22 protein-coding genes are annotated in these 18810 nt (G+C 64.8%); 7 read left to right on the forward strand and 15 right to left on the reverse strand.

Annotated elements, in window-relative coordinates:
- Window positions 1-72: 72 nt before the first annotated feature.
- The 4 genes from ACFFJK_RS05240 to ACFFJK_RS05255 all read right to left on the reverse strand — a co-directional run bounded on the left by ACFFJK_RS05240 (window position 73) and on the right by ACFFJK_RS05255 (window position 3153).
- Complete coding sequence (locus ACFFJK_RS05240) at window positions 73-657, reverse strand: TerD family protein (protein WP_379678084.1); 585 nt, start codon at window positions 655-657, stop codon at window positions 73-75.
- 12 nt (window positions 658-669) lie between these two features.
- Window positions 670-1365 (reverse strand): TIGR00266 family protein, encoded by a 696-nt coding sequence (locus ACFFJK_RS05245; protein WP_379678085.1) that lies wholly within the window; start codon window positions 1363-1365, stop codon window positions 670-672.
- Window positions 1366-1431: 66 nt separating this feature from the next.
- Window positions 1432-2007 carry a TerD family protein gene (locus tag ACFFJK_RS05250; RefSeq protein WP_379678087.1) on the reverse strand — a complete coding sequence of 192 codons (576 nt, stop codon included), beginning with the start codon at window positions 2005-2007 and terminating at the stop codon, window positions 1432-1434.
- Window positions 2008-2103: 96 nt separating this feature from the next.
- Window positions 2104-3153, reverse strand: a complete 1050-nt coding sequence (locus ACFFJK_RS05255) for a DUF475 domain-containing protein (protein ID WP_379678088.1) — start codon at window positions 3151-3153, stop codon at window positions 2104-2106.
- Between the two features lie 114 nt (window positions 3154-3267).
- Here ACFFJK_RS05255 and nhaR point away from each other — a divergent pair, with 114 nt between their 5' ends.
- The 6 genes from nhaR (at window position 3268) to ACFFJK_RS05285 (ending at window position 9548) form a co-directional block, all read left to right on the forward strand.
- The gene (nhaR, locus tag ACFFJK_RS05260; RefSeq protein ID WP_379678089.1) at window positions 3268-4176 is read left to right on the forward strand and encodes a transcriptional activator NhaR; all 909 of its coding nucleotides are present in this window, start codon (window positions 3268-3270) and stop codon (window positions 4174-4176) included.
- A gap of 48 nt (window positions 4177-4224) precedes the next feature.
- A complete protein-coding gene (locus ACFFJK_RS05265) occupies window positions 4225-5574 on the forward strand; it encodes a hemolysin family protein (RefSeq protein WP_379678090.1) in 1350 nt (449 codons plus the stop codon).
- 134 nt (window positions 5575-5708) lie between these two features.
- Window positions 5709-6536 carry an alpha/beta fold hydrolase gene (locus tag ACFFJK_RS05270; protein WP_379678273.1) on the forward strand — a complete coding sequence of 276 codons (828 nt, stop codon included), beginning with the start codon at window positions 5709-5711 and terminating at the stop codon, window positions 6534-6536.
- A gap of 3 nt (window positions 6537-6539) precedes the next feature.
- The gene (locus ACFFJK_RS05275) at window positions 6540-8126 is read left to right on the forward strand and encodes a hybrid sensor histidine kinase/response regulator (RefSeq protein ID WP_379678091.1); all 1587 of its coding nucleotides are present in this window, start codon (window positions 6540-6542) and stop codon (window positions 8124-8126) included.
- A gap of 92 nt (window positions 8127-8218) precedes the next feature.
- Window positions 8219-8974, forward strand: a complete 756-nt coding sequence (locus tag ACFFJK_RS05280; protein ID WP_379678092.1) for a TerC family protein — start codon at window positions 8219-8221, stop codon at window positions 8972-8974.
- Between the two features lie 139 nt (window positions 8975-9113).
- Complete coding sequence (locus ACFFJK_RS05285; protein ID WP_379678093.1) at window positions 9114-9548, forward strand: HIT family protein; 435 nt, start codon at window positions 9114-9116, stop codon at window positions 9546-9548.
- A 36-nt stretch (window positions 9549-9584) separates the two neighbouring features.
- On the opposite strand, the gene ACFFJK_RS05290 is transcribed toward ACFFJK_RS05285, so the two are convergent.
- From ACFFJK_RS05290 to ACFFJK_RS05315, 6 genes are all read right to left on the reverse strand, one after another.
- Window positions 9585-10652, reverse strand: coding sequence for an AI-2E family transporter (locus ACFFJK_RS05290; protein ID WP_379678094.1), 1068 nt, complete (start codon window positions 10650-10652; stop codon window positions 9585-9587).
- A 68-nt stretch (window positions 10653-10720) separates the two neighbouring features.
- The gene (locus ACFFJK_RS05295) at window positions 10721-11314 is read right to left on the reverse strand and encodes an SCO family protein (protein ID WP_379678095.1); all 594 of its coding nucleotides are present in this window, start codon (window positions 11312-11314) and stop codon (window positions 10721-10723) included.
- A 3-nt stretch (window positions 11315-11317) separates the two neighbouring features.
- Window positions 11318-12211: a heme o synthase gene (gene cyoE / locus ACFFJK_RS05300; RefSeq protein ID WP_379678096.1), complete on the reverse strand. Its 894-nt coding sequence runs from the start codon at window positions 12209-12211 to the stop codon at window positions 11318-11320.
- Window positions 12211-13368: a COX15/CtaA family protein gene (locus ACFFJK_RS05305; RefSeq protein ID WP_379678097.1), complete on the reverse strand. Its 1158-nt coding sequence runs from the start codon at window positions 13366-13368 to the stop codon at window positions 12211-12213. The genes cyoE and ACFFJK_RS05305 overlap by 1 nt, the downstream gene beginning before the upstream one ends.
- 89 nt (window positions 13369-13457) lie before the next feature.
- Window positions 13458-14075 (reverse strand): SCO family protein, encoded by a 618-nt coding sequence (locus ACFFJK_RS05310; protein WP_379678099.1) that lies wholly within the window; start codon window positions 14073-14075, stop codon window positions 13458-13460.
- Window positions 14056-14808: an SURF1 family protein gene (locus ACFFJK_RS05315; protein WP_379678100.1), complete on the reverse strand. Its 753-nt coding sequence runs from the start codon at window positions 14806-14808 to the stop codon at window positions 14056-14058. The genes ACFFJK_RS05310 and ACFFJK_RS05315 overlap by 20 nt, the downstream gene beginning before the upstream one ends.
- 33 nt (window positions 14809-14841) lie before the next feature.
- On the opposite strand from ACFFJK_RS05315, the gene ACFFJK_RS05320 reads away from it, so the two are divergent.
- Window positions 14842-15042 (forward strand): twin transmembrane helix small protein, encoded by a 201-nt coding sequence (locus ACFFJK_RS05320; protein ID WP_379678101.1) that lies wholly within the window; start codon window positions 14842-14844, stop codon window positions 15040-15042.
- A gap of 170 nt (window positions 15043-15212) precedes the next feature.
- Here ACFFJK_RS05320 and ACFFJK_RS05325 read toward each other — a convergent pair whose 3' ends face one another.
- The 5 genes from ACFFJK_RS05325 to ctaD form a co-directional block, all read right to left on the reverse strand.
- Window positions 15213-16070 (reverse strand): cytochrome c oxidase subunit 3, encoded by an 858-nt coding sequence (locus ACFFJK_RS05325; RefSeq protein ID WP_379678274.1) that lies wholly within the window; start codon window positions 16068-16070, stop codon window positions 15213-15215.
- 172 nt (window positions 16071-16242) lie between these two features.
- Window positions 16243-16476: a DUF2970 domain-containing protein gene (locus ACFFJK_RS05330; protein ID WP_379678102.1), complete on the reverse strand. Its 234-nt coding sequence runs from the start codon at window positions 16474-16476 to the stop codon at window positions 16243-16245.
- Window positions 16477-17052, reverse strand: a complete 576-nt coding sequence (locus tag ACFFJK_RS05335) for a cytochrome c oxidase assembly protein (protein WP_379678104.1) — start codon at window positions 17050-17052, stop codon at window positions 16477-16479.
- Window positions 17053-17064: 12 nt separating this feature from the next.
- Window positions 17065-17190 carry a cytochrome oxidase small assembly protein gene (locus tag ACFFJK_RS05340; protein WP_379678105.1) on the reverse strand — a complete coding sequence of 42 codons (126 nt, stop codon included), beginning with the start codon at window positions 17188-17190 and terminating at the stop codon, window positions 17065-17067.
- Window positions 17191-17192: 2 nt separating this feature from the next.
- Complete coding sequence (ctaD, locus tag ACFFJK_RS05345) at window positions 17193-18788, reverse strand: cytochrome c oxidase subunit I (RefSeq protein WP_379678106.1); 1596 nt, start codon at window positions 18786-18788, stop codon at window positions 17193-17195.
- Between the last annotated feature and the right edge of the window lie 22 nt (window positions 18789-18810).

The raw sequence follows: 18810 nt of genomic DNA on the forward strand, positions 1-18810 counted from the left end.
GGCCGGCACCGCCGGCCACCCTGCAAAAAAGAGCCGGGACAAGCCCGGCTCTTCGCTGCCTTCAGGGATGGATCACAGATGCGGCGTGATCAGCGGCATCAGGTCGTCGAAAGTACGGCCTGAGCCGTTCTCGCCGATCGCATGCATCTTCCACTCGCCGTTGTGGCGGTACAGCTTGGCCATGATCTGGGCGGTGTGCGAGCCCTGCACCGACAGGTTGAAGCGCGCCACTTCCTGGTTGTTGCCGGCGTTGATCAGGCGGCAGTAGGCGTTCTCGACGGTCGAGAAGTTCTGGCCGGTGAAGCTGTTCACGGTGAACACCAGCGACTTGACGCTGGCCGGCACGCGCGACAGGTCGACATTGATCTGCTCGTCGTCGCCGTCGCCGGCGCCGGTGCGGTTGTCGCCGGTGTGGGTGATGCTGCCGTCCTTGCTCTTGAGCTGGCGGAACCAGACCACGTCGACCGGACGGTTCGATTCGTCGAACATCACCACCGACGCATCCAGGTCGACGGGCTGACCGGCGCCGCCGCCGAAGCCGAAGAAGCCCTTCGACTTGGCCACGTCCCAGCCCAGGCCCATCGTCACGCGGGACAGACCGCCGCCGCCTTCCTTGTCCAGCGAGATCTTCTGGCCTTTTTGCAGATTAACTGACATGTATTTCCTCCTTTAGCGCGCCGGCTGCTGCATCCATGCCTTGAATGCGTTCCGGTTGCGCGAACATACGTAGACCTTTCCTTTGCCCGAGAAGCGCAACACCACGCCCTCGCCGCTGGTCTGGCTGTTGATCAGGTTGCCCAGGAAGCCGCCGCTGGTACCGGTCGTGATCGAGATCTCGTAGCGCAGGGTGCTGTCCCAGCACACCACGTGCGAGTTGTCGATGATCGCATCCTTGCCCGGCTCGACCTCCAGCATCGACATCGAACCGAAGCCCGACACCACCACCTGGCCGCTGCCCGTCGTCTCGGTGACGAAAAAGCCGCCGCTCTGCGCGAACAGGGCGTTGCCGATGTTCTGGGTGCGCACCTTCAGGTCCACGCCCGAGCTGGCCGCAACGAAGGCGCCGTCGCTGATGATGTACTGGTTCGGACCGCAATCGACGATCTGCATCGCGCCCGGCAGGGTCGGCGACAGCAGGCAGTCGCCGTCGCCGCGGACCGCTTCGATGTGCTGCTGGAAGAAGGACTCGCCGTTGGCGAAGGTACGCATCAGCGCACTGCCGAGGCCGCCCTTCATCTTGCCCTTCAGGTCGAGCGTCGATTCCATCATCACCATCGCATCCGATTCGCAATAGATGGTCTCGCCGCGTCGCATCGAGACATGCAGGAAGGGATCGACATCCCCGGTCACGGTAAATACTGGCATGGTGGCTTCCTTTTGTTGAATGCGGCCCGCTTCATGCACGCGGGCCGCACGCCTGGTTAAACCGAATTAAACGTTCACGCCGTAGTTCTTGGCCAGGGGGCCGAGGCCGCCGTTGAAGCCCTGGCCGATGGCGCGGAACTTCCAGTCGGCGCCGTTACGATACACCTCGCCGAAGATCATCGCCGCTTCGGTGGAGCTGTCTTCCGACAGGTCGTAGCGGGCGATCTCGCTGTTGTTGGCGGCATTGATGCAGCGGATGAAGGCCTTGCCGACCATGCCGAAGTTCTGGCGGCGGGTTTCGGCGTCGTGGATGGTCACGGCCAGCACGATCTTGTCGACGTCGGCCGGCACCTTGGACAGGTCGACCGATACGCTTTCGTCGTCGCCCTCGCCTTCGCCGGTGCGGTTGTCGCCCGAGTGGACCACCGAACCGTCGGCCGACTTCAGGTTGTTATAGAAGATGAAGTCGCTATCCGAACGCACCTTGCCCTGCGAATTGAGCAGGAACACCGCGCCGTCGAGGTCGAAACCGGCGCCGTCGGTGGCGCGGGTATCCCAACCGAGGCCGACCTTCAACTGGGTCAGGCCAGGAGCTTCTTTCGACAGGTTGACGTTACCGCCTTTTTGCAGACTGATTGCCATGATTGAGACTCTCCTAAAAAGTACTGCTTGAACACCGGGGTAATAGCATAGCGAGCTGGTGTTCTGCCACTCGCCATGCGGTTCCTTCGTAAAACCTTATGCTGCCTCGATTGCCGCGTGCTTCTTCTTGTACTGGATCGAGCTCCACAGCGAAGCCAGGATGAAGGCCAGGCCCACGCCGCCGGTGATCAGCTCGGGCACGTGCATGTGCATGCTGATCAGCATGATCACGGCCAGGATACCGATCGCATAGTGCGCGCCGTGCTCCAGGTAGACGTACTCGTCGAGCGTGCCCTGGCGCACCAGGTAGACCGTCATCGAACGCACGAACATCGCACCGATCGCCAGGCCCAGCATGATGATCACGACATCGCTGGTGATCGCGAAGGCGCCGATCACGCCGTCGAAGCTGAACGACGCGTCGAGCACTTCGAGGTACAGGAAGCCGCCGATACCGCCGCGCTTGACCATCTCGCCGACGTCGCTGCTCGCGTCCGATTCGCTCTTCTCGAGCAGGCTGGAGATCATGTCGACACCGATGTAGACCAGGATGCCCCACAGGCCGGCGATCAGCACGATCAACTTCTGGCCTTCCGCGATCCAGCTCGTCGAGTACAGCAGCGCGCCCAGGGCGACCAGCACCGCGATCGAGGACACCCTGCCGAGCGAGCCGAGCTTGCGCTCCATGTTGCCGAGCCAGTGCACTTCCTTCTCATCGTCCAGCATGAAGTTCAGGAACACCAGCAGCAGGAACATGCCGCCGAAGGCCGCCACTTCCGCATGGTGTTCGGTCAGGTGGCCGGAGAACTCCTTCGGATTCGTCAGCGCCAGGTTCCACACCTCCGTCATGCCAAGGTCGGCCGCCACGGCGACGATCACCAGCGGGAATACCAGGCGCATGCCGAACACGGCGATGATCATGCCCAGGCCCAGGAACAGCTTGAGCCAGAACTCGTCCCAGCCCTTCAAGACCGAGGCGTTGACCACCGCGTTGTCGAAGGACAGTGAGACTTCCATGACCGACAGGATTGCCGCCACGCCGAGCGCCGTGAATGCGCCCGGAAGTCCGCCCAATTCGTAGCCCCACCAGGCAGCAAGGCTCAAACAGACGGCGGTCACAATGAATGACCACGTAAAGTGCTTCATGTTTTCATTTCCCTCTCTTAATTTTTAAAAAATTTAACAGGACGCAGTGTAGAGTCTGGGCCCACCTCGAAAAAGCGAAGATAATCGAAGAGTTACTTCCAAAAAACAGAAGAGATGACCAATAATCCCACCAATTTCCGCCACTTGTATTACTTCTGGGTCGTTGCCAAGGAAGGCAGCATCACGCGCGCGGCCGAACGGCTGGGCCTGGCGATCCAGACCGTCAGCACCCAGCTTGCCCAGCTCGAGCAATCGATCGGCAAGGCACTCTTCACGCAGCAGGGCCGGCGACTGACTCTAACCGAGGCCGGCCGTCTTGCGTTGTCCTACGCCGACCAGATCTTCCTTTTGGGAGAGCAGATGCAGGAAGCGCTGGCCGAGGCCGGCAGCGGGCGTACCCGCCTGACGGTGGGCATTTCCGATTCGCTTCCCAAGCTCACCGCTTACCGCCTGCTCGAGATCGCCACCCAGCTGCCGCACCCGGTGCGCCTGGTCTGCTACGAAGGCGGCTTCGACGAACTGCTGGCCGACCTGGCGCTGCACCGGCTCGACGTGGTCCTGACCGACCGCGCCGTGCCGTCGGGCACGCTGCTGCGCGTATTCAGCCACCAGCTGGCCGACAGCGAGATGATCGTCGCCGGCGTGCCGCAGCTGGCCGGCGCCTACAGGGCGGGCTTTCCGCAGTCGCTGGACAACGCGCCATTCCTGCTGCCTACACGTAACAATGCCCTGCGCGGCAAGATCGACGAATGGTTCGAATCGCACGGGGTGCGTCCGGACGTGGTCGGCGAATTCGAGGACAATGCCCTCCTCAACACTTTCGGCCGGCGCGGCCTGGGCCTGTTCTTCGCCCCGTCGGCGCTGGCCCACGACATCGAAGAGCAGTTCGGCGCGCTGCTGGTGGGGCGCGTCCCGCAGGTGCGCGAGCACTTCTACGCCGTCTCGAATGAGCGCAAGATCAAGCATCCGGCCGTCGAGGCCATCCTGTCGGCCGTGCACCAGGGTGTCCTGGCGGGCACATGACTGTACAATGGCCGTTGGCTTTTGCCTTTCGTTAACTCAACCCTTTATATGGAAAACTTTTTATTTGTCGTTCTCGCCCTGTTCCTGGTGGCGCTGAACGGCTTCTACGTTGCCGCAGAATTCAGTATCGTCACCCTCCGCAAGACCCGGGTCCACGCCATCGCCAGGACGAGCGGCCTGCGCGGCCGTATCCTGGGCAAGGTCCACGGCCAGCTCGACGCCTATCTCTCCGCCTGCCAGCTCGGCATCACCCTCGCCTCGCTCGGCCTGGGCTGGGTCGGCGAGCCCGCCTTTGCCAGCCTGCTGGAACCGGTATTCGCCATGCTGGGCGTCACCTCGCCCGAGCTGATCCGCGGCGTGTCCTTCGTGGTGGCCTTCTCGGTCATCTCCTTCCTGCACATCGTGGTCGGTGAACTGGCGCCGAAGTCGCTCGCGATCCGCCTGCCCGAGGCGGTGGCCTTGTGGTGCGCGATCCCGCTGTACGCCTTCTACTGGGCGATGTACCCGGCGATCGCCGTGCTCAACGCCAGCGCCAACATGGTGCTGCGCATCGCCGGCCTGGCAGGCAGGGGCGGGCACGATACCCACTACTCCACCGAGGAGTTGAAGATGATCCTGCGCACCAACACCAGCACGACGCCCGGCGAGAAATTCACCAACGACGAGCGCAACATCCTGGCGCAGTCGCTCGACTTCAGCCAGCTGGCCGTCTCGGACCTGATGCGCCCGATCAACGAGGTGAGCGCCCTGTACGCCAGCCGCACGCTGGAAGAGAACATGGAGACGGTGCGCCGCAACCGCTTCTCGCGCTACCCGTATTTCGACGAGGAAGGCGAGGAAGTGCTGGGCGTGATCCACCTGAAGGACCTGTTCTTCGCCCAGCAGGCGGGCCGTGCCATCACCGACCTGACCCAGCACCTGCGCCCGGTGGAGACGATCTCGGCGCGCACCCCGGCACAGGACATCTTCCGGCGCTTCCGCAGCGGCGCGCCGCACTTCGCGCTGATCGGCGAGAAGGGCAAGCGCCCGGTCGGCTTCATCACGCTCGACAACCTGCTGGGGGCGATGGTCGGCGAGATCCGCGACGAGTTCCGCCTGAACGAGAACGACTGGCTCAAGCAGGCCGACGGCACCTACATCGGCAAGGCCAGCCTGCCGATCTTCTCGCTCGAGCGGCTGCTCGGCATCGACATCGATAACGAAGAGATGGGGCTGGACGACGTCGAATCGGTCGGCGGCCTCCTGATGGCCAAGCTCGGCGATATCCCCAAGCAGGGCCAGCGCATCGGCTTCCCGCACTTCGACGTGGTGGTGAAAAAGATGAACGGTCCGCGCATCCTGCTGGTGAAGGTGCTGCCGCACCTAGAGCGCAACGAAGCGGACGAGGACCGCGACTGAATGCGCACGCGCCGACTGTCGCCAGGCAGCGACAAAATTAATTATTGCACCTGCAATATCACTAGTTCATACTTGCCGCTGGCGTGCTTCCGGGTCGGGTGTACTCATGCGGTTCTACCACCACGAGGATGATGATGACAGTGCAGTTCCGTAACAACGTGCATGTCAGCGGCGACGGCGGGGCCACCATGGTCTTTTCCCACGGCTTCGGTTGCGACCAGACCATGTGGCGCTTCATGGCGCCGAAGTACACGGACCGCTTCCGCGTCATCACCTACGACCTCACCGGCAGCGGCCACTCCGACCTGTCCGCCTACGACCGCACCCGTTATTCCACGCTGCAGGGCTATGCCGACGACCTGTTGCACATCATCGACGAATGCGCGGCCGGCCCGGTGGTCCTGGTCGGCCATTCGGTCAGCGCGATGATCGGCATGCTGGCGAGCATCCAGGCGCCGGAGCGTTTCCTTGCCCAGGTGATGGTGGCGCCCTCGGCGTGCTATATCAACGACCCGAACTGCGCCATGAGCGGCGCCGGCGGCTATACGGGCGGCTTCGAGCGCAGCGACATCGACGAGCTGCTCGAGACCATGGACGCGAACTACCTCGGCTGGTCGAGCAACCTGGCGCCCACCATCATGGGCGCCCCGAACCAGCCTTCCCTGCGCGAGGAACTCACCGACAGTTTCTGCCGCAACGATCCGCATATCGCCAGGCATTTCGCGCGCACGACCTTCCTGTCCGACCACCGCGCCGACGTGCCGCTGTCGGCCACGCCGGCCGTGATCCTGCAATGCAGCGACGACCTGATCGCTCCGCGCAGCGCCGGCGACTTCCTGCACCGCCACCTCCCGCGCAGCCAGCTCCATGTGATCGACAACATCGGGCACTGCCCGCACATGAGCGCCCCCACCGCCAGCTCGCGCGCCATCGACGCGTTCCTGGCCGCGACGCTGGACTGAACCATGATCGGCGTGCCCGTCCCCGCCGATCCCCTCTACGAGAATGCCCCGTGCGGCCTGCTGCTGACGGACCGCGACGGCCTGCTGCTGCGGGCCAACGCGACCGCCTGCCACTGGCTCGGCTTCGAGCTGTCCGAGCTGGCCGGCGCCGTGCGCATCCAGGAGCTGATGACGGTCGGCGCGCGCCTGTTCCACCACACCCACTGCCAGCCCTTGCTGCAGGTGCGCGGCTCGGTGGCCGAACTGCAGATCGACCTGCGCCACCGCGACGGCACCCGGCTGCCGATGCTGGTCAACGTCGTGCGCCGCGAGGCCCACGGCCAGGTCCAGGACGAATGGGCGCTGTTCATGGCCACCGAGCGCCAGTCCTACGAGCATGAACTGCGCAACGCGCGCAAGGCGGCCGAGGAAGCGCTGGAAGCGCGCCGCGAGGCCGAGCGCCGGCTGCAGGCCCTGAACGACACGCTGTCGGCGGCGGACCGGCGCAAGGACGAGTTCCTGGCGACCCTCTCGCACGAGCTGCGCAACCCGCTGGCGCCGATGCGCAACGCCATCGAGGTGCTCAGGCACGGCGCCCCCGCCGGCGGCGGCAACGAGCGCCTGCTGGCCGTCTTCGACCGCCAGCTGCACCACCTCACGCACCTGGTGGACGACCTGATGGAAGTCTCGCGCATCACCCAGGACAAGATGGAACTGCGGCGCGCACCGGTCGAACTGGGCGCGCTGGTACGCGCCGCGGTGTGCGACACCGCCAGCCTGATGGAGCGCGCGCGCCATCGGCTGGAAGTGGAGGTGCCGGCGCAAGCGGTCACCGTCGACGCCGACCCGACCCGCATCAACCAGGTCATCGTCAACCTGCTGACCAATGCCGCCAAGTACACGCCCGACGGCGGACGCATCGTGCTGTCGCTCGGCGTCGAGGACGACGGCAAAGAAAGCGGGACCGCCGTGCTGGCGGTGCGCGACAACGGCATCGGCCTGCCGGCCCATGCGCTGGGCACGGTATTCGACATGTTCTCGCAACTGGCGCCGGCGCTGGACCGCGCCAAGGGCGGACTCGGGATCGGCCTGTCGCTGGTGCGCGGCATCGTGGCGCTGCACGGCGGCAGCATCGCCGCCGACAGCGAGGGCGAGGGCCGGGGCAGCTGCTTCACGGTGCGCCTGCCGCTGGCCCGGGCCGCGCCGGCAGCGCTGCTGCCGCAGGCCGCCGCGCCCACCCCGGCGCGCATCCTGGTGGTGGACGACAATGCCGACGCCGCCGCCATGCTCCTGATGGCGCTCGAACTGTTCGGCTGCGAGGTGCGCACCGCCCACACCGCCGGCGCCGCGCTCGAGCTGGCGGCGCAGTTCGCGCCGCAAGTGGCTTTGCTCGACATCGGGCTGCCCGACCTGAACGGCTATGAACTGGCCCGGCGCCTGCGCGCGCTGGAGGGCGGCGGCAGCATGCGCCTGATCGCGGCCACCGGCTGGGGCCAGGAAAAGGACCGCCAGCGTGCCTTCGATGCCGGCTTCGACCACCATCTCACCAAGCCGATCGACTTCGACCGCCTGCGCAGCGTGCTGGCCGCGCCGCACCACCGGGCATCGTAGGTCGGCCCGGCCTTCCCCGCTCTCCCGCATGGCGTGCCTGCGAGATTCGCAGGCTGAGTTATCATCTCGTCATTCCCATCCCCGGAGCCGCCATGGAACTGTTGCTTGACCCAAACGTCTGGATCGCCTTCCTCATGTTGAGCGCCCTCGAGATCGTCCTGGGCGTGGACAACATCATCTTCATCTCGATCCTGGTGGGCCGCCTGCCGCCCGAGATGCGCGACAAGGCGCGCCGGCTGGGCATCGGCTTTGCCATGGTGTCGCGCCTGCTGCTGCTGTTCTCGCTCAGCTGGGTCATGGGCCTGACGGCAGACCTGTTCAACCTGTTCGGCCAGGGCATCAGCGGGCGCGACCTGGTGCTGCTGTTCGGCGGCCTGTTCCTGCTCTACAAGGCCTCGCACGAGATCTTCGTCGAGGTGGAGGCGAAGGACGCGGGCGGACCGCAGGAGGTTGTTGGCACTGCCGCCGCGGCGGCGGCCACGAACAAGCTGTTCTGGAGCATCATCGGCCAGATCGCCGTGATCGATATCGTGTTCTCGCTCGATTCGGTCATCACGGCGGTCGGCATGGTCGACCAGATCAGCGTCATGGTGGCGGCCGTGATCTTCTCCGTGCTGGTGATGCTGGTGGCGGCCAAGCCGATCGGCGAATTCGTCGACCGCCACCCCTCGGTCAAGGTGCTGGCGCTTGCTTTCCTGGTGATGGTCGGCATGGCGCTGACGGCGGAAGCCTTCGACGCCGAAATTCCAAAAGGATATATTTATGCCGCCATGGCCTTCTCGCTGGCGGTGGAGGCGCTCAACATCCGGGCGCGTAACAAGCGCAAGGCCCTGCTGCCCAGGGTCTGAGCAGTTGGCAGGAGGCGTCCGGTTTGCCGGCACGCCGCAGGGACGCGCCCGATTCCGGATATGATGAAGGCGCGCCCTCTCTGACCGTGCAGGCGCGCGCTCCTGCCGGGCGCCCATCAACATTCGAGGGAACTTTCATATGGAATACGATCCACAGAACCCGTTCGCCAGGATCCTGCGCGACGAACTGCCTTGCGTGAAGGTTTACGAAGACGAGGCCACGCTTGCGATCATGGACATCATGCCGCAGGCCGACGGGCACGTCCTCGTGCTGCCGAAGGAAGCGGCCGCCGAGCTGTTCGAACTGTCCGAAGAGAGCGCGGCCGCGTGCATCCGCACCACCAGGAAGGTGGCAACGGCGGTCAAGGCCGCCATGGGGGCGCAGGGTGTCATGATCGCGCAGTTCAACGGCAGCGCCGCGGGCCAGACCGTGCCCCATGTGCACTTCCACATCGTCCCGCGGCACGAGGGGACATCGCTCAAACCGCATGGCGCGGTCGCCGCGGACATCAATCGGCTGTGCGAGATCGCAGTGCGGATCATTAGCGCCCTGCCGGCTCCCGCGGTGGCGTGATTCCCGGCAGCTGTCCTCGGGCGTCCCCGGGTGTGCTCACGCGCCGGTATCCTGCCGGATCACCCGGTCCGGCGTGCCGGTCCATTCCGTCATCAGGCTGTAGCCCACCGCCAGCAGGGTCGGCCCGATGAACATGCCGACGAAGCCGAAGGCGATCACGCCGCCCAGCACGCCCAGCAGGGTGAGCAGGAACGGCAGGCTGCTGCCACGGCTGATCAGCATCGGGCGCACGATGTTGTCCACGCCGCTGATCAGGAACGTGCCCCAGATCACCATGAAGATGGCCCAGCCGGTTTCGTGCTGCAGGAACAGCCAGAACGCGGCGCCGCCCCAGATGATCGGCGGACCGACCGGAATCAGGGAGGAAATGAAGATCATCACCGACAGCAGCGGCACCGCCGGCACGCCGGCGATGGCAAAGCCGATCGCCGCCACCAGCGCCTGGGCCAGCGCCGTGCCCAGCAGGCCGTACATGACGCCGCGCACGGTCTGGCTGACCGTCTGCGAGACCGATTCGGCCCCCTCCCCCATCACCCGGTGCATGGTGACGGTGACCACGTCGAGCAGGGCCTTGCCGTCACGGTAGAAGAAGAAGCTGACAAAGGCGGCAAGGCTGAGCTGGACGACGCCGGTACCGAGCATCAGGCCGCCCGCGATCAGGTAGCGGCGCGCCGGTTCCAGCATGCGCTGGGCCAGCGCCACCATCTCTTCGCGGCTGGCGACCAGCCTGCGCAGGTAGAGGTCGATCGATTCGCCCACCAGCGGAATGTCGCGCACCCAGGGCGGCGGCAGCAGCTCGCGCTGTTCGATGGCATGGCGCAGTTCGGTGAAGCCCTTGGCGACGTCGTCGACCAGGTTGTAGGCGACCATCGACAGCGGGATGATGATGAGCAAGGTGAGCGACAGCGTCATCGTGAGCGCCGCCAGGGTGCGGTGTCCGCGCATGGCGTCCTGCAGGCGCAGGTACAGCGGCCACGAGGAGATCACGACGCAGGCCGCGAACAGGATCGCGGCCAGGAAAGGCTTGAGGACGTAGAGGCAGCCCAGCGTCAGCAGGACGACAATGGCGATACGGGTATAGTTCCTGCCTTGCCGTTGTTCCATGCCGCCCCTGCACAGTGGTGTTTACACCATCATAACAGCAGAGCCATCAAAGCTCACCCGCGAACGTTCTACAGCAGCTGGCGCAGGTCGGCTGCGAGCGTCGCCGGGCCCTGGCCGTGGCGCACGAACAGGCGCAGCTTGCCGTCGCGGTCGAACACGTAGCTGCCGGCGGTATGGTCCACCGTGTAGTTCTTCGGGTCGTCGCCGAGCGGCGTCTTGGCGTAGAACACCTTGAACTCCTTGGCGGTGCGGGCAGTGGCTTCCTGGTTGCCGTACAGGCCGATGAAGCTCGGGTGGAAGGCCGGCACGTAGTGGGCCAGCAGTTCCTGGGTGTCGCGCTCGGGGTCGAGCGTGACGAACAGCACCTGCACGTCCTTGCCGGCCGGGCCGAGCTCCTTCAGCACGGCGGCCATTTCGGCCATCGTCGTGGGGCACACGTCCGGGCACTGCGTGTAGCCGAAGAACAGCACCACCAGCTTGCCCTTGAAGTCCTGCAGCGTGCGCGGCTTGCCGGTATGGTCGGTCAGCGAAAAGCCTTTCGCGTAGTCGAGGCCGGTCACGTCGGTGTTGTTGAAGGCCGGGGTCCGGTTCGACAGCTTGTCGCAGCCGGTAGCCAGCACTGCCAACAAGGAAATCGACAGTGCGGTGAGCAGTTTTTTCATGGTTCAGAACCTGAAGTAATGGTCGACGAGCAGCGCAGCAAACAGCAACGACAGGTAGATGATCGACCAGGTGAAGGCGTTGCGTGCGGCCATGTCGCTGTAGTGGCGGTGCACGCGCCAGGAGTGGCGCAGGAAGATCGCGTTGAGCACGACCGCCGCGGCCAGGTAGATCAGGCCGCTCATGCCCACGGCGAAAGGCAGCAAGGTGGTGGCGGCCAGGGCGATGGTGTACAGCCACACCTGCAGGCCGGTGTACTTCATGCCGTGCGTGATCGGCAGCATCGGCAGGCCGGAACGGGCGTAGTCGTCGCGGCGGTACATCGCCAGCACCCAGAAGTGCGGCGGGGTCCAGACGAAGATGATGAGCACCAGCAGCCAGGCCTGCATCGGCACGGCGTCGGCCACCGCGGCCCAGCCGAGCGCCGGCGGCATGGCGCCGGACAGGCCGCCGATGACGATGTTCTGCGGCGTCGCCGGCTTGAGCAGCATGGTGTAGATGAAGGCATAACCGACGAAGGTCACGAAGGTCAGCCACATGGTGAGCGGATTGACGAGGACATACAGGATAGTCATGCCGAGGCCGCCGATGACGGTCGAGAAGACGATCGTCTGGGTGCTGGTGAGCTCGCCCATCGCGGTGGCGCGCCGCGCCGTGCGCGCCATGCGCGCGTCGATCTCGGCCTCCACCAGGCAGTTCACCGCGAAGGCGGCGCCCGCCAGCAGCCAGATGCCGGCGGTGCCGGCAATCAGGACCCGCCAGCCCGGGAATCCGTCTGTGGCAAGGAACATCCCGATCACCGCGCAGAACACGGCCAGTTGCGTGACCCGTGGCTTGGTCAGGGCCCAATACTGGGCAACACGGCTCGGGGGTTTGTGGAGGGCGGTCTGGGTCGTCATCAATGGGTGGTCGCCGGCGCCGGCGCCGGCGGTACTGCTGCCGTTTGCGTCGCGCTGTTCGCTTCAATCTGGTATTTCACCCGGTAGTTTAACATGGTCACCAGCAGGACCAGCACGGCGGCCCCAGCGTTATGCATGACGGCAATGGCAAGCGGGAAGTCGAGATAAACGGTCGCGACCCCGGTCAGCAGCTGCACGAACAGTGCGATGGCCAGCCAGCGCGCATGTTTTGCCAGGTAGGCATGGCGCCAGGCGCGCCACACCAGCAGGCCCAGCACGGCGACGACGACGATGGCGAAGTTGCGGTGCACCCAGTGGATCGCCACCAGCGCCGAGAACGGCAGGTAGTGCCCGGCCGCGGTCTTGCCCAGTTCGCGCCACAAGGTGAAGCCGTGCTCGAAGTCCATCGACGGCACCACTTGGCCGTTGCACAAAGGGAAATCTTCGCAGGCCAGGGTGGCGTAGTTGGTGCTTACCCACCCGCCCAGCGCGATCTGGACCGTGACTACCACGGCAGCCAGGATGGCCAGGGTACGGATACGGCGCAGCGCGGCAGTGTCGCCCGCAGGAGCGGGCGGCGCCATCAGGTAGTCCTCGCGCCCGCCGAGCCAGGCCAGCAATGCCAGCAAGCCCATGCCGAGCAGCAGGTGGATGGTGACGATGACCGGCTGCAGCTTGAGGGTGACGGTCCAGGCGCCGAACGCGCCCTGGATGCAGACGAACACGAACAGGGCCAGCGGGATGCCAGGCTTGAAGGCCTGCATCCTGGTCCGGCGCCATTGCATGACGGAGGTGAACAGCAGGGCCATGATGACCACGCCGATGCCCATCGCCAGGTAGCGGTGGATCATTTCGATCCATGCCTTGGCCATTGTTACCGGGCCGGTCGGCATGGCCGCCTCGGCCGCGGAGATTTCCGCGTGCGCCAGGAAGGGGTTGGCCTTGCCGTAGCAGCCCGGCCAGTCCGGGCAGCCCAGGCCTGAATCGGTCAGGCGCGTGAAGCCGCCGAACACGATGATGTCGAAGGTCAGGAACACGGCGATCCAGACCAGCTTGCGGAATTTGTTGGCGCTGGACGACATCCACACCATCGACAGCGGCAGGGCCGCCACGAGCAGGCCCATCAGGGCCAGTTGTAACAGGGAAGAAGCTTGCATAATCGTTTCCGGTACGTCAGCGAAGACAGTGCGTGCCGACGCGAGACGTCGCCCACACCGTCATACGCTCTCTATTTTGTCAGGTGGATCTAACCGATGGCCGAAGCCTTGAGCAGTTTCGCGATGTCCTTGTAGACCTTGCGCGGGTCCGGGTCGGCCGGGAAGCGCATCATCAGGTTGCCCAGCGGGTCGATCAGGTAGATGTGGTCGGCGGGCTGGGTGCCCTTCTCGGCCGGCAGCCACTTCGACACCACGTCCTGCGGCGCGCGCAGCATGTGCATCTCGTCGTATTGCCGGATCGTCATCGTGTCCAGCGGCTTGTCGTCGGTGACGAGCCAGACGCGCTCGACGCGGTCCATGTTCTTGCCCTGCATCAGGCGCCACTGGCGCATCGAGAACAGTTGTTTCTGGCAAGCCTCCAGGCATTCGCCGCTGCCCACTTTCAGCATGATCCACTTGCCGGCATGGTCCTCCAGCCTGGCCGGGCGGCCGTCGAGGGTCGTGCTGGCCATGGCCGGGATCGGGCGCGTGCGCGGATCGATCAGGGTGCCGTAGTTGGTGCGGCCGCCCGGCTTGATGACGTAGTACGTCAGGTAGGACAGGATCAGCGGCGCCGCGCACACCATCAGCACCGCGAACAGCTTCCAGCGGCCGATGTTGCGCTTGCGTTCCTGCGCCTTGGCAGGATCAGCTGCCTGTTCCTGCATTACGTTTTCTTGTTCCACTTCGGAATCCCGTTATCACAAAAAAGAGGACAGCCATCGCCGCCAGCGCGTACCACTGGAAGGCGTAGCCGCGGTGTTTGTCGATGCCGGCCGCGGGCGGCGGCCAGTCGCGCAAGAGCATGCCATCCGATTGCGCGCCCGGTTGCGCCGGCCCGGTCTGCTGCACGAAGAACGGCTGCAGCGCCAGCCCAGTGGCGCGTGCCGCCCCGGCCGGATCGATGTTCTGGACGATGGCGTTCGGCGCCAGCGGCGCGCCATCGCCCAGGTCCATCACCTGCCCGGCGCTGGCCGTAACGATGCCTTCGACGGTGACCGTCCCCGCGGGCGTGGCAAACGCCGGCAGCTTGCCGTACTCGGCCTGGCGCGGCAGCCAGCCCCGCATCACCAGCACATGTGTGTCCGAACCCGCTATTTTAAACGGCATGACGAGGACATATCCGGGACGGCCTGCCATCGGGCGGTTGGCGAGGAACAGCGGCCAGCCGGCGACGAACTCGCCCGTGACCGTGACGCGACGATACGCAAGGGGGGCGGAGGGGGTGATGGCGGCGCCCAGCGCCATGGGCGGCTCGGCGGCGCGGGCATCGAGGGTATCCTGCAGGGCCTGCTTCTGGGTGGCCCTGCCCTGCTGCCAGTTGCCGAGCGCTACACCCAGCAGGGCGACCAGGAGCGCGGCGATGAACGGAATGAGGCGAAAATGGAACGTGAAGCGCATTACAATGATGCCTCAACCTTTCCCGGGCCGACCATGAAACTGTTTGTTGCCATCGCCTTCATCCTGATCCTTGCCAGCCTTGCGTCGGCCCTGTTCTTCCTGATGCGCGACAAGGGTCAGAGCAACCGTACCGTGCATGCGCTGGCCATGCGGGTCGGCCTGTCGATCACGCTGTTCCTGTGCTTGCTCGCGGCCTACGAGCTGGGCTGGATCAGCCCGACCGGTATTCGCTGACATCTTATCGATACCTGAACCGCCGGGTGTGGACGCAGGGTGGGCGAGCCTCCCGCCGACGCGTTCAACTAGCGGTGGGAAACCAGATTCGCGACTGCGCACTTGCTTCCTGAACGCGCGGGCGGGGAACCCGCCCACCCTACGAAAACCGGTGCAGCCGCCGTTTATTCTTACAGCCAGTACACGACGACGTACAGCCCCAGCCACACGACGTCGACGAAGTGCCAGTACCAGGCCGCGCCTTCGAAACCGAAGTGGTTGTCCGGCGTGAAGTGGCCCTTGAGCACGCGGTACAGGATCACCGACAGCATGATCGCGCCCATCGTCACGTGGAAGCCGTGGAAGCCGGTCAGCATGAAGAAGGTCGAGCCGTAGATGCCCGAGGTCATCTTCAGGTTGAGGTCCTGGTAGGCGTGCATGTATTCGTAGACCTGGAAGCCCATGAAGATCGCGCCCAGGAAGATGGTGGCGGCAAGCCAGAAGGCGGTCTTGCCGCGGTGGCCGGCGCGCAGCGCGTGGTGCGAGATCGTCAGCGTGACACCCGACAGCAGCAGCAGCGCGGTGTTGATGGTCGGGATCGGGAACGGGCCCATCGTGTTGAAATTGTCAACCAGGCCGGCCGGACCGGTATTGCCCCACTGCGGCGCGAAGTCGGGCCACAGGATCTTGTGGTCAAGGTCGGCCAGCCACGGCATGGTGACGGCGCGGGCGTAGAACAGGGCGCCGAAGAAGGCGCCGAAGAACATCACTTCCGAGAAGATGAACCAGCTCATCGACCAGCGGTAGGACAGGTCGATGCGCTTGCCGTACATGCCGGATTCGGATTCGCCGATGGCGTCGCCGAACCAGAAGTACAGCACCACCAGGGTGGCGGCGATGCCTGCCAGGCACACTGCCGGGGCCCACGTGGCACTGTTGACCCAACCGGACGCGCCGATCATGGTCACCAGCAGCGAAATGCCGGCGAGCATCGGCCAGCGGGATGGGCCGGGCACGAAATAATAGGGCGCGGCGTGTTTCGAACTCATCTGCGGCGAACTCATCTTCATCTCCTCAACTCTTCTGAATTATCGGTAACTCTGAATCGCGAAACTTGGATTCCCGCCGAGGGGGCCGCCCTCGGCCGGGAATGACCTTGTTTTATTGTAGTGGTGTCGTCTTCTGTGACGATTTCCGTACCGTTCTACTGCTTCAATCTGCTTACTGCGATACCGCGAAGCGCACCGCCAGCATCAATACACCGATGAAGATGGCCACCCCGATGAGCCCGGCGATGATCACGTGCACCGGGTTCAGGTTGGCGGCGTCGTGGTCGTAGTCGCGGCGCTTGCGCACCCCGAAGAAAGACCAGAACACCGCCTTCATCGTGGCAAGGAAATTGCCGCGTCGCTGATGCAGCTTCTCGTGCGCCACGTCTTCGGGCTTCTCCTCCATTTACTTCACGGTCCTGGTCGCGGCCGACGCCGTCTGCACCGCGCCGCCGATCTCGAAGAAGGTGTACGACAGCGTGATGTTCTTCACCTCGCGCGGCAGCGCCGGGTCGATGAAGAACACGACCGGCATCTGGCGCGCTTCGTTGGCCTGCAGCGTCTGCTCCTGGAAGCAGAAGCATTCCACCTTCTTGAAGTGCGGGGTGACCACCTGCGGGGCGTAGCTCGGGATCGCCTGTGCCTTGACCGCCCTGCCCTGCGTGTTGACCACCTCGTAGGTCACGGTGACCAGCTCGCCGGGATGCACGTCGATGCTGCGCTGGGTCGGGCGGAAGCGCCACGGCCCCTGCGCATTGCCGTCGAGCTCGACGACGATGGTGCGCGTCTTGTCGATCTGACTGTTCACGGGCGCGGCCACGAACTCGCCCGGCTGGGTCAGCACGTTGATGCCGAGTACCTCGCAGATCTGGCGGTACACCGGCACCAGCGCGTAACCGAAGCCGAACATCATCACTGCCACCACCACCAGCTTGGTCAGCATGGTGCGGTTCAGTTGGAGGAGCTTGCGGTTCGGGTTCATGTCGGTCCGCCTTCAGCTGAGCCAGGTGAACTTGACGAACACGCTGGCGAAAAAGAACAGTGCGATCCCGCCCAGGATCAGGGCGGTACGCAGGTTGCTGGACCGGGGCGCGCCAGCCTTGCGCGGTTCCTGGACCATGATTACTTCACCGTCGGCGGGGTTTCGAAGGTGTGGAACGGGGCCGGGCTCGGCACCGTCCATTCCAGGCCTTCCGCGCCTTCCCACGGCTTGGCCGGGGCCTTGGCGCCGCCGCGGATATTCGGCAGCACGACGGCGAACAGGAAGTACACCTGCGACAGCCCGAAGCCGAAGGCGCCGATCGACACGATCATGTTGAAGTCGGTGAACTGGGTGGCGTAGTCCGCATAGCGGCGCGGCATGCCGGCCAGGCCCAGGAAGTGCATCGGGAAGAAAGTGATGTTGAAGGTGATGAGCGACAGCCAGAAGTGCACCTTGCCGCGGAATTCCGAATACATGTAGCCGGTCCACTTCGGCGCCCAGTAGTAGTAGCCGGCGAACAGCGCGAACAGCGAACCCGCCACCAGCACGTAGTGGAAGTGCGCCACCACGTAATAGGTGTCGTGGACCTGGATGTCGATCGGGGTCACTGCCAGGATCAGGCCGGTGAAGCCGCCCATCGTGAACACGAAGATGAAGCCCACCGCGAACAGCATCGGGGTCTCGAAGGTCATCGAACCCTTCCACATGGTGGCGACCCAGTTGAACACCTTCACGCCGGTCGGTACCGCGATCAGCATGGTGGCGTACATGAAGAACAGCTGCGATGTCACCGGCATGCCGGTGGTGAACATGTGGTGCGCCCACACGATGAAGGACAGGATCGCGATCGAGGCGGTCGCGTACACCATCGAGGCGTAGCCGAACAGCGGCTTGCGGGCGAAGGCCGGGATGATCTGCGAGACGATGCCGAAGGCCGGCAGGATCATGATGTAGACCTCGGGGTGGCCGAAGAACCAGAAGATGTGCTGGTACATCACCGGGTCGCCGCCGCCTGCCGCGTTGAAGAACGAGGTGCCGAAGTGGCGGTCGGTCAGGGTCATGGTGATGGCGCCCGCCAGCACCGGCATCACGGCGATGAGCAGGTAGGCGGTGATCAGCCAGGTCCAGCAGAACATCGGCATCTTCATCAGGGTCATGCCCGGCGCGCGCATGTTCAGGATGGTGACGATGATGTTAATGGAGCCCATGATCGACGAGGCGCCCATGATGTGCATGGCGAAGATCGCCATGTCCATGCCCGGGCCCATCTGGGTCGACAGCGGCGCATACAGCGTCCAGCCGGCGGCGGTGGCGCCGCCCGGCGAGAAGAAGGACGCGGCCAGCAAGATCGCCGCCGGCGGCAGCAGCCAGAACGAGAAGTTGTTCATGCGGGCGAAGGCCATGTCCGAGGCGCCCACCTGCAGCGGCAGCATCCAGTTGGCGAAGCCCACGAAGGCCGGCATGATCGCGCCGAACACCATCACCAGGCCGTGCATGGTGGTGAGCTGGTTGAAGAACTCGGGGCGGAAGAACTGCAGGCCCGGCTCGAACAGTTCGGTGCGGATCATCAGCGCCAGCACGCCGCCCGAGAGCAGCATGATGAACGAGAACCACAGGTACAGGGTACCGATGTCCTTGTGGTTGGTGGCGAACAGCCAGCGGCGCCAGCCGTGTGGATGGTCGTGCGCGTGGTCGTGGCCGTGTGCGTGATCGTGATCGATGGTGCTGGTAGTCATTTCAATATCCCTGAAGCTAACT

Source organism: Massilia consociata (assembly GCF_042432755.1).
Classification (GTDB): Bacteria; Pseudomonadota; Gammaproteobacteria; order Burkholderiales; family Burkholderiaceae_D; genus Telluria; species Telluria consociata.

Coding starts and splice junctions, on each gene's coding strand:
- ACFFJK_RS05240 (WP_379678084.1), bottom strand. CDS start 657: ATGTCAGTTAATCTGCAAAAAGGCCAGAAGATCTCGCTGGACAAGGAA.
- ACFFJK_RS05245 (WP_379678085.1), bottom strand. CDS start 1,365: ATGCCAGTATTTACCGTGACCGGGGATGTCGATCCCTTCCTGCATGTC.
- ACFFJK_RS05250 (WP_379678087.1), bottom strand. CDS start 2,007: ATGGCAATCAGTCTGCAAAAAGGCGGTAACGTCAACCTGTCGAAAGAA.
- ACFFJK_RS05255 (WP_379678088.1), bottom strand. CDS start 3,153: ATGAAGCACTTTACGTGGTCATTCATTGTGACCGCCGTCTGTTTGAGC.
- nhaR (WP_379678089.1), top strand. CDS start 3,268: ATGACCAATAATCCCACCAATTTCCGCCACTTGTATTACTTCTGGGTC.
- ACFFJK_RS05265 (WP_379678090.1), top strand. CDS start 4,225: ATGGAAAACTTTTTATTTGTCGTTCTCGCCCTGTTCCTGGTGGCGCTG.
- ACFFJK_RS05270 (WP_379678273.1), top strand. CDS start 5,709: ATGACAGTGCAGTTCCGTAACAACGTGCATGTCAGCGGCGACGGCGGG.
- ACFFJK_RS05275 (WP_379678091.1), top strand. CDS start 6,540: ATGATCGGCGTGCCCGTCCCCGCCGATCCCCTCTACGAGAATGCCCCG.
- ACFFJK_RS05280 (WP_379678092.1), top strand. CDS start 8,219: ATGGAACTGTTGCTTGACCCAAACGTCTGGATCGCCTTCCTCATGTTG.
- ACFFJK_RS05285 (WP_379678093.1), top strand. CDS start 9,114: ATGGAATACGATCCACAGAACCCGTTCGCCAGGATCCTGCGCGACGAA.
- ACFFJK_RS05290 (WP_379678094.1), bottom strand. CDS start 10,652: ATGGAACAACGGCAAGGCAGGAACTATACCCGTATCGCCATTGTCGTC.
- ACFFJK_RS05295 (WP_379678095.1), bottom strand. CDS start 11,314: ATGAAAAAACTGCTCACCGCACTGTCGATTTCCTTGTTGGCAGTGCTG.
- cyoE (WP_379678096.1), bottom strand. CDS start 12,211: ATGACGACCCAGACCGCCCTCCACAAACCCCCGAGCCGTGTTGCCCAG.
- ACFFJK_RS05305 (WP_379678097.1), bottom strand. CDS start 13,368: ATGCAAGCTTCTTCCCTGTTACAACTGGCCCTGATGGGCCTGCTCGTG.
- ACFFJK_RS05310 (WP_379678099.1), bottom strand. CDS start 14,075: ATGCAGGAACAGGCAGCTGATCCTGCCAAGGCGCAGGAACGCAAGCGC.
- ACFFJK_RS05315 (WP_379678100.1), bottom strand. CDS start 14,808: ATGCGCTTCACGTTCCATTTTCGCCTCATTCCGTTCATCGCCGCGCTC.
- ACFFJK_RS05320 (WP_379678101.1), top strand. CDS start 14,842: ATGAAACTGTTTGTTGCCATCGCCTTCATCCTGATCCTTGCCAGCCTT.
- ACFFJK_RS05325 (WP_379678274.1), bottom strand. CDS start 16,070: ATGAGTTCGAAACACGCCGCGCCCTATTATTTCGTGCCCGGCCCATCC.
- ACFFJK_RS05330 (WP_379678102.1), bottom strand. CDS start 16,476: ATGGAGGAGAAGCCCGAAGACGTGGCGCACGAGAAGCTGCATCAGCGA.
- ACFFJK_RS05335 (WP_379678104.1), bottom strand. CDS start 17,052: ATGAACCCGAACCGCAAGCTCCTCCAACTGAACCGCACCATGCTGACC.
- ACFFJK_RS05340 (WP_379678105.1), bottom strand. CDS start 17,190: ATGGTCCAGGAACCGCGCAAGGCTGGCGCGCCCCGGTCCAGCAACCTG.
- ctaD (WP_379678106.1), bottom strand. CDS start 18,788: ATGACTACCAGCACCATCGATCACGATCACGCACACGGCCACGACCAC.